Raw genomic sequence first — 13,347 nt, forward strand, 5'->3', positions numbered from 1 at the left:
TTCCTTCTAATTACTTGCAGGCAGATCGCGGTAGGATACCTGGTGGCCGATTTCACCCGCATTTTCCTTTTGCACAAAGGTGTTGGCATGGATATAGGCAATGGCGCTGGCCTTAAGAACATCAAAGTCAATACCAGAGGAGTTGAAAATTGTATCTGTATCCGTATTTTCAACAGCTACCAAGACGCGAGCCTGAGAGTCAATACCATCCGTCACCGCCTCGATGTTATAAGATAAAAGCTGAACAGACTGGTTAAAGAATTGGTCAATGGCATTAAAGATAGCTTCAACGCTTCCTTTACCTTCTGCCACACAGCTAACCGTCTCGCCGTCACCATTAACCAGCTGCACATCCGCTGTGATGGTATGGTCGTCATTGGTCGTCAACTGCAGATCATCAAAGTGGAAGCCTTCAGGATTTTCGACAGTCGTTCCGGCAATCAGAGCCCGAATGTCAGCGTCTGTGACTTCATTTTTCTTATCAGCCAAGACCTTAAACTTAGCAAAGAGATCATTAATTTCAGATTCTGCAAAGTCCAGAGCCAATTCTTTGAGTTTTTCGACAAAGGCATGGCGGCCAGACAGCTTGCCAAGCGGTAGTGAATTGCTCTTGACTCCAACCAGCTCAGGTGTGATGATTTCATAGGTCAGTGGATTCTTAAGAACGCCATCCTGATGGATACCGGACTCATGAGAGAAGGCATTGCCACCAACGACTGCCTTGTTCTTAGGCACTGGAATACCTGAGAAGCGGGATACCAGCTCAGAAGTGTTAATAGTTTCATTAAGGACGACATCCGACTCAACCTGATAGTAGTCCTGACGAATTTCTAAGGCAACTGCTACTTCTTCCAATGCTACATTTCCAGCCCGCTCACCGATTCCATTGATAGTTCCCTGAACACGACCAGCACCGTGCTTGATAGCCGTCAAAGTATTGGCTGTTGCCATACCAAGGTCATCATGACAATGAACACCAAATACCACCTTATGATCAGAAGTCACATTTGCCACTAGGTAGTCGAAAATATTTGCAAACTCTTCCGGAGTAGTAAAGCCGACTGTATCTGGAATATTGATATAAGTCGCACCTGCATCAACCGCTGTTTGTACCACCTGAAAAAGGAAATCTAGCTCTGTTCTTGTTGCATCCTCTGGTGAAAACTCGACTATATCGAACTTGGAGCGCGCGTAGGAGACATGCTCTTTCACAGCTTCTAAAATCTCTTCCTTGGACTTTTTCAGCTTGAACTCTCTGTGAATAGGACTGGTCGCAATGAAGACATGAATCTGTGGATGCTTGGCATCCTTGAGCGCCTCGTAGCAGGCATCAATGTCAGATTTAACCGAACGCGCCAGACCAGTGACGGAAGCTTTAGTGATGACTTTAGCAATCTCCTGCACCGCCGCAAAAGAATCTGGACTCGCAGCAGGGAAACCGGCTTCAATGACTGAAATCCCCCACTTCTCTAACTGCTTGGCAATAGCCACCTTTTCCTTGATAGAGAAATTCACTCCTGGTGTCTGCTCGCCATCCCGGAGGCTGGTATCAAAAAACTCAACTTTGCGTGTCATAGACAACTCCTTTTCTAAGATACATAGACCATTTAGGAAAAACTCTTCCCCAACTTCTAGGTCGTGTTCAATGACTGAGACGGTATGAGACAAATTGATTTCAGAAAAATCAAGATGCATTCCCACTCCCGTCGCTCCTTTAGAAACCATTTCTTCCTCATCAGAGCTTGAGGTAAGATAGGTGAAATAAAAAACATCTCACTTGAGGAACAAGCGAGATGTTGATTTACTCCCGCTTGGTAAGCCAAACAGGACTAATGCTTTTGCACTAGCCCGAGTAACGCAACAACAAAGCAAAGTTTGAAGATTGGGTTGACTTCATGTTTGACTAACTCCTTTTTGAGATGGTTTCTTATTGTTTAGTATTTTAACACAGTATCATAAACCTGTCAAGAAAAAGTCGATATTTTCTGAAAATTTTTAATATGCTGGATTATTTTTGAGGAGATTAGCAAAAATAAGAGAAAGAAAAAGAAGCAGGGTAAGTCTCACTTCTTCCAATTTTCTTAGTATTTTGATTCATTTACTCACTTCATCCAGCTTATTCTGAAAGCGTCTGTTCTCCTGATAGCGAGCTTCTAGAACATCGTCTATGCGCCTTTTGTATTGCTGATGGTATTGATCCAGATTATCCTCTATTTGAAAAATATAAGGTTGAACCGCTGTCAAAGGAACCTCTCTACATGCATAAGAAATCGCATCTAAGAGTTTGTTCGTCTCTCTGTCAAACTTATAGTAGTATGTATCTAAGTCTGTCTCTGCTCGATCAAACTCACGCATTTTTAGAGCATGTTCATCTTCCAGTTCCTGAAGCTTCTTTTTATTCAGCATTGCCTCACCTCCTAACCCTTAATCGGGCTATCCAAAGAAGGCATCTGCATCGTCTGAGTTAGATGAGTTTCAGCAGCTTGCGCTGCCTTACCTTCAAATCCACCCTGAATGTTTTTAACATAGTTAGTAGAAGCATAATTTTTCATATCCAAAGCCGCCGCCTGTAGCTGAGTTGCTAACTCCGCTCCTTTAGCAAGAATAAGCTGCTCTTTGGCTGCTATCAAAGCCTTGATAGCTTGCCGCTCCTGCTCTTTCATCTTTTCTTTAAACTGTTTTGCCAACTCCGCTTTAGTTATGAGGGCATCATCATTTACTATCAGAACCATTCTTACCCCTCCATGTTCCTTTTACATCTGCCAAGAGATTATTGAAATCCTCAGCTTGCTGAGTATCGACTGCTGCAAAATCTCCACTAGCTCTAACCAAAGTCATTCCCAACTGTTCAATCTCTGTCATAAAGCCTTTTGCAGATGTCTCTGTGTTGCTTTCAATCGTATCATCCCAAAAACGAGAAACATTAAAATCAGCCAATAAACTCGCTACCTCTGTACCACTCAGATAGGTCACCATTCCCATCGCCTCTGTACTCGTATCCTTTACTGTATTTTGGACAAATTCTTTGGCATCCGACAATAAGGTTTGGACATGCTTAACTTTATCTTCCATTTCAAAGATAGCCAGCTGTGCTGCAGTCTGAAGGAGACGAGCACGAACCAAAATTCTATCTTCTCCTGTAAGATTGCCATTTCCCAACTGTTCCTGATAGCGAGTAATAGCTTCACGATCCCAAGCCATAGATTCCAAGCGAGCAACCCTAATAATTTCCTTGTATTCTGTCTCAAATTGATGATAGAAGGCATACCCCAAAACAGCCCTATCAGGAAGATCTCCTTTCATTAGAGAATTGAATATATTTGAAGCGGTTTCTTCATCAACTCCCAGTTTTCGAAGAGCATCCAGAGTTTTAGCAATTAGACGAGCTAGCTTTTCACCCGCTCTCAGCAGTTCTGGATGATAATCAGCAGAAGCGGTCAAAAAAGAACCTTTACCGTCTCCCTGAAAAACACCAAAATCATGGGCACTCTCAGAATCGAAACTCTGGGTATAGTATAAGGGAACCACAATATTAACTTTACCAACAGGTCCACCTTCACCTCTTACATGATATTGCTCACCGTCCTCAGGTAAATGAGCAATTGTATATTCTCTATTAAGCATACTCACCATGTCAAAGGGATTGACATAATATTCAATTTTTTTACCTATGGCTTTGATTTGATCGGGAGTTAATCCCATTTTTAAAAGGCTTTTGGTAGTATCCGGACCATCAAAGAGGACCACTCTTCCAATCTTATCTAAATCATTACTGCTCAATCCAGCTATTCCTTGAACCGTCACCATGGTCCCTAGCGAATGTGCTGAAAGATCCATTGTTGCATTAGGCGCTTTCTCTCTCATTTCTTGGATACGAGTTTTCATGGCCTCGGTTGCCAAAGGAGCTTGTGGAATATGGATGTGATTAAACGCAAACTGAGCGTCATTATCTATCCAATCATTCAAATTTAGTGCTTTGATGCCCCGCTCAAGTATCTTATCTAAGTTAAAACCATCGCTACCTCGAATAGCCATATAAGTTTTCTTGGTATCTTTTCCCAACGTCGGCGTATCCGTTAAAAAATAAGAATTAAAGCCCGCTTTTTCGTCAGTCATTAACCCCTTTTGATAGCTGTCTACAATACGTGGCTCACGTCTCATACCGTTCGTATCAGGTACTGGTACGGTGGTAATTTTATTGACATCGTGCAAATCAGAATCAGGTTGTAAATAGACCCTGCCATCATAAGGAAGATTCTTACCTCCAGGGGTGATTTCTTCATCATAAATTACTTCTTTTGAGAAATCAAATACTTTTACTTTGGTTGAGTTATTTTTAGGTGGAAAATTATTAGGACGACCAGTATAAGCCGACTGCGCTAAATCTCCATAAAAATTATCAAAAGTTTTTAAATTACTATTACTCATAAATATCCCATACATTGCCTTTCAAGACTCTTATCGGTTGCATTTCAGAAATTCTCTTAATATCAGGAATACTGTTTCTATTATGTTCTAGCGGGAAACCCAGAGTAAATTCAGAATCTTCAATATTATTAATTCTTCCGCTTAAAGTTAGTATATTCCCCCCACCTTGAGGAGTTCCGTTACCTATATCCTCAATTGTCAAACTACCCCAGTCAAACTGAACACTTTTAACTTTAGGATTTCTGGATTTAACAAATTCAGCCATTTCTTCTTCATGCTTTTTTAAATAAGCTAGCTGTTTCTCTTTTGGACTTCTCAAATCGAAAGTCTCATCTGTGAATAAACTTTTGTTTTGAACTGTCATAATCGTCCCTCCTATGACTAGAGTGGTTGCTATCGCAAGAATAGCTAATCTATTTTTTTTCATTATTTATCCTCCAAAGTAAAGAGAAGTTACTATTATTATATCATGAATGCATTAAAAAATAATTTTGAAAAGTATTCCGTAAAATATGAAATTTACAAACTGCGCTAAATTTGCGTAGAAATTATGAAAGTTTTTTAAATTACTCTTCGCCAAATCCTCTTCCTCCTACACGAAGCGGACTCCCACTTCCAATTCCTTCAATAAAATCTTCTTTATTGTTCTTTCCATCTTTTATGTAAACCAAAACACTCCAACTTGAATCTTTGATATGATTAAAACCACCAAAAACTCGAATAACATTACCTTCACCCTGCGGTGTTCCATTTCCTATTTCTTCCCAACGTGTTTCTTCCCAAGCAATTTGAACAGACTCCACTTTAGGATTTAAAGACTTCACAAAATCTTCTATTTCTTTTTTATGCTCCTTCAAATAAGCTAGTTGTTTCTCTCTTGGACTTCTTAAATCGAAAATTCCATCTGTGAATAAACTTTTGTTTTGAGCTGTCAGAATCGTTCCTCCAATAATCAGAGTAACGGTTAGCGCTACGATTGATAGAGTAGCTATTTTGCTTTTTTTCATCATTTTCTCTTATATTTCTACTACTTTCTATGAATTTCACAATATCACTTCTTAAGTCACTTCATTTCTAAGAAAAATATATATACTCATCTCCTCACATACTGAATGCCTCGGAAAAGGAGAAAGGCTGTTAGAATCAGGGAAACCAACCAGATGGTCTTCAAGAGGTAAAATTGAATCAGATAGGTAGAGATGATAGCTCCCACTACAAAGCTTGCTAATAGGGCTACAAAGAAAAGGCCTTCTTTCAAATCTTTCCCTTTCTTGTTTCGAGCATAGTTGCCAAAAGCTACCATGGTTTTCTTGATATTCCCCGTCATAAAGGAGTTGTTGTAGACAATGCCATCCACCTCGCCAAAAGCGGTCGCGACCAGGCCCATGCAGAAAGCTAGTGGCGGCACGATATAGAGATGGGGGATATTTGCTGGCAAAAATCCAGCGATAACTGTTGTCAATATCAAAGGGAAAACACTGGACAGCCTGCGCCAAGAATGCTCAAAATGATGCTGAAAAACGGTCATCAGAAAAATACCCAGCATAAAGGCCAACATAGTTGCCAATTTCACTTCAATTCCTCTTGTCTCCTGATTGATAAGCTCAACCGAAAGGAAAACAACGTTTCCCGTCTGACCTGCCACCAAGGTCCCTCCCCGCTCAATAAAGGTATAGGCATCGATAAATCCTGCACAAAAGGTCAAGAGGCAGGCAAAAAATTTTGAACGAGAGTGAAACTCTCTTTTTACAAATTGTTTCATAAACCACCTAAAAAATAAGGGAGTGACCAGACTCCGAAAATCATAAATTTCAGTCCGTCCACTTCCCCTTGCTAGAATACATTACAAAAACCTTGCAGCTACTGCGATTTACCAGATTCACAAACTTTTATTTCCTCAAATGACAGAACTAAAAAGCTACCTGTCCTATCCTTCTCTGGCTTCCTTAAGGATTTTTTCAATCTTGGTCGTAATCAGGTCAATAGCCACCTTATTAGAAGCTCCCTCTGGAATGATGACATCCGCATAGCGCTTGGTCGGCTCAATAAACTGATGGTACATAGGCTTAACGACACCCAAATACTGTTCGATAACGCTATCCAAACTGCGGCCGCGCTCTTCCATGTCCCGCTTAATACGACGAATAATCCGAACGTCATCATCTGTATCTACAAAGATCTTAATATCCATCAAATCCCGCAGGCGCTGATCCTCTAAGACCAAAATCCCCTCAACGATGAACACATCCTGAGGCTCCTGACGATAGGTCTTTTTGCTGCGGGTATGCTCCGTATAGTCGTAAGTGGGAATATCCACTGGTCGACCAGCCAAGAGCTCCTTAATCTGCTCAATCATCAGGTCCGTGTCAAAGGCAAAAGGATGGTCATAGTTGGTCTTCACCCGCTCCTCAAAAGTCAGATGTGTCTGATCCTTATAGTAGGAGTCATGCTCAATCATGGCAATATTTTCATTTGGAAAATTAGCTAAAATTGCTCGAGAAACACTGGTCTTTCCGCCTCCGGAACCACCAGTTACACCAATAATAATAGGTCTATTTTGCATTATAAGCTCCATCTCTTGTTATCTTATCTATTTTACCGCAATTCATGTTATAATGAAAGAGCTAAAATAAAAAAAGTACATGCTTAAAAATAGAAAAAAGGAGGTTTTTATGCTCAAACTTGGAATCATCGGAACAGGTTCTATTTCTCATGAGTTCATCAAGGCTGCTCACTCAACAGGCGACTATCAGCTTGCTGCTGTCTACTCTCGGACTTTAACTTCTGCTGAGCGCTTTGTGCAAAACTATGAAAATACAGCCATCTATACTGAAATGTTGGAATTTCTGTCGTCCGATATTGATATCGTTTATATCGCCAGTCCCAACAGCCTGCATTTCAAGCATGCCAAGGTAGCCATTCTGGCTCGTAAACATGTCATTGTCGAAAAGCCTGCGGTTTCTCGTCCCAAAGAATGGCGGGAATTGGTCAAGCTGGCTGACGAGCATCAAGTCTATCTCTTTGAAGCTGCCCGCAACTATCATGAGCAGGCATTTGATACAATCAGTGATTTTCTCAAGGACAAGACCGTCTTGGGAGCCAACTTCACCTATGCCAAGTATTCTTCAAAAATGCAAGCTCTGCTTGCGGGAGAGCAGCCCAATGTTTTCTCAGCTAAGTTTTCTGGCGGCGCTTTGATGGATTTGGGTGTCTATCCTGTCTATGCCGCTATCAGACTTTTCAGTCATCCGCGCTTCGCTCGCTACAGCGCCCAGCAGCTAGCTAATACGATTGATTTAAATGGAGCCGGCTGTCTCATCTATGCAGATTTTCAAGTTCAGATTCAGGCCGGTAAAAATATAAACAGCAATCTGCCTGCAGAGATTTACACAGATCAGGGAACTCTGACTTTAGACGGGATTGAATTTATCAGCTCTGCTATTTTCCAAAATCTGGACGGTCAAGAGGAGCTGCTGCCTATCAAGCGTGCTTCCCATACCATGCTGGAGGAAGCTCAGGCTTTCGCGCGAGTGCTCAAGGGCGGACAGGATGCAGCTTATGAGAAATGGTTGGATGCGGCAGCGGCTGTTCATGAAAGCTTATTTGCCATGCGCAAGGACGCTGGCATTAGATTTGAGGTTGATGATGATTAAGGAACAATTTCCCCCGAGCTGGCAAAATCAGCTGGCTCAGCTAGGCTTTGAAAATTTGACAGCTATTCAAGAGAAGATGTTTGAGCCTATTTCTGCAGGCGATACCGTGCTGGGAATCAGTCCGACTGGTACTGGTAAAACTCTGGCCTATCTCTTTCCCAGTCTGCTCAGGCTGACACCTAAAAAAGCCCAACAGCTCTTGATTTTAGCTCCTAACACCGAGTTGGCTGGACAAATATTTGAGGTCTGTAAGACTTGGGCGGAGCCTTTAGGTCTGAGAGCCCAGCTTCTGCTCTCCGGCTCCAGCCAGAAGCGACAGATTGAGCGTCTTAAGAAAGGCCCAGAAATTATCATCGGAACGCCTGGACGAATTTTCGAATTAATCAAGCTCAAGAAAATCAAAATGATGAATGTCGAAACCATCATTTTGGACGAATTTGACCAGCTGCTCAGCGATTCTCAGTATCACTTTGTAGATAAAATCACCCACTATGTGCCTCGTGACCACCAGGTGGTATATATGAGCGCCACTGCTAAGTTCGACCACGATAAGATTGCTGAAAATACTCTAGAAATCAGCATTGACGACCAAGTTTTGGACAACATCCAGCACTTTTACATGCAAGTCGAAAAACGTGATAAGGTGGACTTGCTCCGAAAATTATCCAATGTTGAAGATTTCCGCGGACTAGTCTTTTTCAACGCTCTGTCAGACTTAGGAAGCGCTGAGGAAAAACTCCAGTATCGTGAAGCCAACGCGGTTTCTCTAGCCAGCGATGTCAATGTTAAGTTCCGCAAGGTGATTCTGGATAAGTTCAAAGAACACCAGATTACTCTCCTGCTAGCAACTGACTTGGTTGCTCGCGGCATTGATATTGACTCGCTAGAATGTGTCGTCAATTATGAGCTTCCGCGCGATTTAGAAACCTATACCCATCGCTCTGGCCGAACCGGCCGCATGGGCAAGGAAGGCTATGTCATCACCCTCATCAGCCATCCTGAAGAACTGAAAACTTTGAAAAAATACGCCACAGTCCGAGAAATTGTATTAAAAAATCAAGAACTTTACGTAACGAGTTAAGCTAAAAAGCTTTGGAAATCTAATGTTTCCAAAGCTTTTTGCTTTTACTTCTTACCAACAGCGATTTCAAACATCTAACCCCAAGACCGTCTTAGTCTCTGCCGTAATAAATACGATGGGGCTCTAGCTGACCTTCCAGCAGCTCATCGACCGTTACCAGAGTATAGCCGTTACTCTTCAGATATTCGAGGACACTTGGCAGAGCGTCAATACTGGTCTGGTGAATATCATGCATGAGGATAATTGAACCTGGCTGGGTTTTAGCAATCTCTTGCATAATAGCTTTAGTATTGCGTGTCTTCCAGTCTAGGCTGTCCACATTCCACATGATAAAGGACTGGTCAACCGAATTTTGGATTGTAGCATTAATAGCTCCATAAGGAGGCCGCGTAATCGTTGGCTTGATGCCTATGACATTGTTAATAGCGGTCTGGGTATCAAGGATTTCTTTTTGGGCTGACTCCAGAGGTAGTTTGGTTAAGACTGGATGGTCCCATGTATGAATCCCAATCTGATGACCTTCATTGTGCACGCGCTTGACGATCGCTTCATTACCAGCAATGTTTTGACCAACCATAAAGAAGGTCGCCTTGGCACCATATTTCTTGAGGATATCCAGAGCCTGCGGTGTTGTCTTAGGATCTGGACCGTCATCAAAGGTCAGAGCAACCATCTTCACATGCTTCTTAGCTTCAAAACTCTGATAAGCTGCCAAGTCATCGCCAGTCAGATAGTCCGCATTGATCTGGTCATAAAAGCTAGACAAAGGAACATCAATGCTGGTTAAGCCTTGCACTTCCTTACTCAGCTTAATAGAAAAATGGCTGTATTCATAGCGGAAGGACCACTGACCCAACTCCGTTCCATTGAGGGTATTGAGAATTTCCGTCTGCACCGCCTCATCGGCCTGTCTAAAGGTCAGCTGGCTGGATATTTCGTTGATGAAGATTTCCTTAGCTGCATCGGGATCCTGAAAGAGCTTATCCAGAGTGAAAGGGCTGCCGTCTGCACCGAGATAGCTGTCAGCAACTTCCCGCTCTTCTCCTTTACTGATTTTCATCTCTTTGACATGATAGTCCTTGCGATGCACCAGTACTTCTTTAACATCCTTCAGGCTCGTTTCTTTTTCCTCGGCATAGTAGAAGGTCAATTCCTCAATCTTATCGCCCTTCTTCTGATTATCCTTAATCGTCTGGATATCAGCGTCCATCTGCTCCTTGACACTTGCCATAACCTGACCATCCAGCAGAGGATAAAAGGCCTCTACGTAATGACTGCCAATCATCTTGCTCTGCTTTTCAGTTTTTTCAGCGTGGAAGGTCTCTTCTTGGGCAATCAGCACACTAACCTTCTCTTGCAGTTCCTTTTCTTGGAAAATAGCGTAAATCTTTACAGCACCCAGAAATAGAGCAGCAACAAAAGCTAAACCTAGCAAGCTGAGAACGATGAGTGTTTTCTTTCCGTGTTTCTTGTTATTTTGTCTTTTCATACACCTGTCCTAAATGAATAAAAATCATCATTTATCTTGCAAAATTAACTGCAGCTAGATGTTAAAGACTCTTCTCACGAATGACTTCCACCTTGTAGCCATCAGGATCTTTTACAAAATAATAATTAGGCGGGTTACCAGGAAGACCCTTTGGATCTGTCACTTCATAACCTTTGGCCTTGTGCTCAGCGTGCAGACCTGCCAAGTCTGGCGTGCTAAGTGCCACATGAGCAAAGCCGTCCCCAATCACATAAGGACCATGGTCATAGTTATAGGTCAGTTCCAGCTCATAATCATCGCCTTCCAAAGCTAGATAAACGATAGTAAACTGATAATCTGGAAAATCCTTGCGGCGCAGCTCCTTAAAGCCAAAAGCCTCTGCATAAAAAGCGATAGACGCTTCCAAATTCTCCACACGCAAACAAGTATGTAACATTTTTGATGCCATAATTTCACCTCATTCTTTCTTGTTTATTATTATACCCTATTTTGGGCAAAACTTATATTAAATTTTTAAAAAAGTAAATAGGTACCAGATAAAAAGCAAGCCTCAAGGCCTGCTAAGAATTGTTTTTCAAAAAAATTTGTTAATGAAAATCACTCTCCCGCTATTTAACAGAACGCTTTTTCGTTTCCTTCAATAGCAGTTTAACTTCAAAGACCGTACCTTTTGGTTTGTTGTCCTTGACATAAATAGAGCCCTTGAAAGCATCGACAATCTGCTTGGCCAGAGAAAGCCCCAGACCAAAGCCACCTTTCTGACGGGTCCGAGCCTTGTCCACCCGATAAAAGCGATCAAAAATCTTCTTCTTATCTTCATCGCTGATACCAGGGCCATTGTCCGCCACTCGGAAAATAAGGTAACGATCTGTCGAAGTAGCCATGACACTGATTACACCATCATCATCTGTATACTTGATAGCATTATCAAATAGAATAGTCATCAGTTGTTTGAGAAAAATTTGATCGGTCACAATAGGGTGCTTGATCATATTTTCTGAATGAAAGGCTTTTTTATTCTCCCTTGCGATAATGCAGTAATTAGCAAAGGTCGTATCAAAAAATTCTGGTTCGACTTCACCATATTGTGGCTTAATGCCATCATCGCGACGGGCCAGGTTGAGCAGATTGGTTGTCAGCAAGCGCATATTGCGTACTTCATCCAAGCTAGAAGCAATATTTTCACTGCTCTGCATGATTGTAGCTTCAGGCTTACGAAAGAGCGTCTCTAAGCGGCTCTGCAATACTGCCAGAGGAGTCCGTAGTTCGTGACTGGCATTTTCCACGAAAGCCTTCTGCTTCTGGATACTTTCCAGCAGAGGCTTGACACTCATCCGAGCCAGATAAATACTGGCAATCAGGGAAATTCCCCAAAAGCTGACCATGACCATGGCAATCAACTGCTCATGCTTGCTGCTGGTCTGCTCTAGCTGGCTGATACTAGTCATGACCACAGCGTACTTGATATCAGGGTACTCATTTTTAGGATCAATATCAAAGAGATAAGCCCGATAGCTTTCTGTCTGGCCAAAGCTATTACCAATCACAATTTCGTTGATTTGATTCAGATAGGACTTGTTAAACTCTAATGAATTAAAGTCCAGAAAACCATCGCTCTTGCTGGTGGAAATATTTTTATAATCATCATCCAAAAGCAGGGCAAAAGTATTAGAACTAAAATTTGGCGTCGTTAGATTGTTAGGCTTAGGCTCTTCATCTGAATCGCCATCTGGCTCTTTACTGCTTTTAGGACTTTTAGTATTGACCTTATTGCTTGGATCAGACTGCTGACCTGTCGTCCGATAGGCCAAATCTGCTACCGAACTAGGATCATTACTAAGGTTTTTAAGATTTTCATCAACAGACGTATAAAGGCTGGAGCGCATAACCTGAATAATAATCAAGGTCATGGCTGAGAAGATTAATGTAAACAACCCAAAATAGCGAATGAAATAAGAGAAATCATCCGCATAAAAGGTCTTCTTGATTTTATTCAGCATCTTTTAAAATGTAGCCGACACTACGAAGAGTATGTAGGTTTTTCGCAAATGCCGTTCCTTTCAGTTTTTTACGAATCTTGGAAACGTACACTTCAACAACGGAAACAGTGGTATCACTGTCAAAGCCCCACAGACGATCAAAAATTTGAGTCTTAGGCAAGATTACATTTTGATTTTGCAGGAAATAAACCAAGAGGTCGAACTCTTTACCAAGCAACTCTACATCTTTACCCGCCTTCGTGGTCGAATTTGTAGATAAATTGACAGTCACATCACCGTAAGTAAGAGTATTTTCGTTGAATTTACCAGCGCGTTTCAAGAGCGCTTGGATCCGCATTTTCAGTTCTTCCAAATAGAAAGGTTTTGTCAGATAGTCATCAGCCCCAAGCTCAAAGCCATGTCCTTTGTCATCCAAGCTTTCCTTAGCCGTCATGATGAGAACAGGGGTTGTGACTCCTTTTGCCCGGAGATCTTTCAGCACTTGGAAACCATCCTTCTCGGGCAGCATGAGATCCAGCAAGATGAGGTCATAAACACCACTCTCTGCTTCATATAGACCTTCTTCGCCATCAAAAACCTGCATTACATCTGCAAAATCATCCAAAAAATCAAAAACTGAGTTTGACAGTCCAAGGTCATCTTCTACCAATAGAATTTTAATCATCTTTCTTTCCTCCAATAAAACTTACCAAGATT

Annotated in this window: 14 protein-coding genes; 2 read left to right on the forward strand and 12 right to left on the reverse strand. The window is 41.9% G+C overall.

What is annotated here, in order from left to right; genetic code table 11:
* Positions 1-6: 6 nt before the first annotated feature.
* From K1I80_RS04195 to udk, 8 genes are all read right to left on the reverse strand, one after another.
* Positions 7-1,575 carry a 2-isopropylmalate synthase gene (locus K1I80_RS04195; RefSeq protein ID WP_032905798.1) on the reverse strand — a complete coding sequence of 523 codons (1,569 nt, stop codon included), beginning with the start codon at positions 1,573-1,575 and terminating at the stop codon, positions 7-9.
* 519 nt (positions 1,576-2,094) lie between these two features.
* The gene (locus K1I80_RS04200) at positions 2,095-2,406 is read right to left on the reverse strand and encodes a hypothetical protein (protein ID WP_009660319.1); all 312 of its coding nucleotides are present in this window, start codon (positions 2,404-2,406) and stop codon (positions 2,095-2,097) included.
* A gap of 11 nt (positions 2,407-2,417) precedes the next feature.
* Entirely contained in the window at positions 2,418-2,732 is a 315-nt protein-coding gene (locus K1I80_RS04205; protein WP_009660286.1) for a hypothetical protein, read from the reverse strand.
* Positions 2,713-4,428 carry a cutinase family protein gene (locus K1I80_RS04210; protein ID WP_032905769.1) on the reverse strand — a complete coding sequence of 572 codons (1,716 nt, stop codon included), beginning with the start codon at positions 4,426-4,428 and terminating at the stop codon, positions 2,713-2,715. The genes K1I80_RS04205 and K1I80_RS04210 overlap by 20 nt, the downstream gene beginning before the upstream one ends.
* Positions 4,421-4,855 carry a hypothetical protein gene (locus K1I80_RS04215; protein WP_002909948.1) on the reverse strand — a complete coding sequence of 145 codons (435 nt, stop codon included), beginning with the start codon at positions 4,853-4,855 and terminating at the stop codon, positions 4,421-4,423. Before K1I80_RS04215 ends, K1I80_RS04210 begins: the two co-directional genes overlap by 8 nt.
* A 139-nt stretch (positions 4,856-4,994) precedes the next feature.
* Positions 4,995-5,435 (reverse strand): hypothetical protein, encoded by a 441-nt coding sequence (locus K1I80_RS04220; protein ID WP_223313120.1) that lies wholly within the window; start codon positions 5,433-5,435, stop codon positions 4,995-4,997.
* Positions 5,436-5,521: 86 nt separating this feature from the next.
* Positions 5,522-6,190: a YoaK family protein gene (locus K1I80_RS04225; protein WP_223312784.1), complete on the reverse strand. Its 669-nt coding sequence runs from the start codon at positions 6,188-6,190 to the stop codon at positions 5,522-5,524.
* Between the two features lie 165 nt (positions 6,191-6,355).
* Positions 6,356-6,991 (reverse strand): uridine kinase, encoded by a 636-nt coding sequence (gene udk, locus K1I80_RS04230; RefSeq protein ID WP_032909529.1) that lies wholly within the window; start codon positions 6,989-6,991, stop codon positions 6,356-6,358.
* A gap of 79 nt (positions 6,992-7,070) precedes the next feature.
* Between udk and K1I80_RS04235 the strand changes: the two genes are divergently transcribed.
* Positions 7,071-8,081, forward strand: a complete 1,011-nt coding sequence (locus tag K1I80_RS04235; RefSeq protein ID WP_223312783.1) for a Gfo/Idh/MocA family protein — start codon at positions 7,071-7,073, stop codon at positions 8,079-8,081.
* Positions 8,071-9,162, forward strand: a complete 1,092-nt coding sequence (locus tag K1I80_RS04240) for a DEAD/DEAH box helicase (protein ID WP_223312782.1) — start codon at positions 8,071-8,073, stop codon at positions 9,160-9,162. The genes K1I80_RS04235 and K1I80_RS04240 overlap by 11 nt, the downstream gene beginning before the upstream one ends.
* A 91-nt stretch (positions 9,163-9,253) precedes the next feature.
* Here the strand turns inward: K1I80_RS04240 and K1I80_RS04245 are convergent, their stop codons facing one another.
* From K1I80_RS04245 to K1I80_RS04260, 4 genes are all read right to left on the reverse strand, one after another.
* Positions 9,254-10,651: a polysaccharide deacetylase family protein gene (locus tag K1I80_RS04245; RefSeq protein WP_223312781.1), complete on the reverse strand. Its 1,398-nt coding sequence runs from the start codon at positions 10,649-10,651 to the stop codon at positions 9,254-9,256.
* Positions 10,652-10,712: 61 nt separating this feature from the next.
* The gene (gene gloA / locus K1I80_RS04250; RefSeq protein ID WP_223312780.1) at positions 10,713-11,099 is read right to left on the reverse strand and encodes a lactoylglutathione lyase; all 387 of its coding nucleotides are present in this window, start codon (positions 11,097-11,099) and stop codon (positions 10,713-10,715) included.
* 160 nt (positions 11,100-11,259) lie between these two features.
* A complete protein-coding gene (locus K1I80_RS04255) occupies positions 11,260-12,651 on the reverse strand; it encodes a sensor histidine kinase (protein ID WP_223311288.1) in 1,392 nt (463 codons plus the stop codon).
* Positions 12,641-13,315 (reverse strand): response regulator transcription factor, encoded by a 675-nt coding sequence (locus K1I80_RS04260; RefSeq protein WP_125445156.1) that lies wholly within the window; start codon positions 13,313-13,315, stop codon positions 12,641-12,643. The genes K1I80_RS04255 and K1I80_RS04260 overlap by 11 nt, the downstream gene beginning before the upstream one ends.
* Positions 13,316-13,347: the final 32 nt, after the last annotated feature.

The sequence above is a fragment of the Streptococcus sanguinis genome (assembly GCF_019929225.1).
In the GTDB taxonomy this organism is placed as follows: Bacteria; Bacillota; Bacilli; order Lactobacillales; family Streptococcaceae; genus Streptococcus; species Streptococcus sanguinis_J.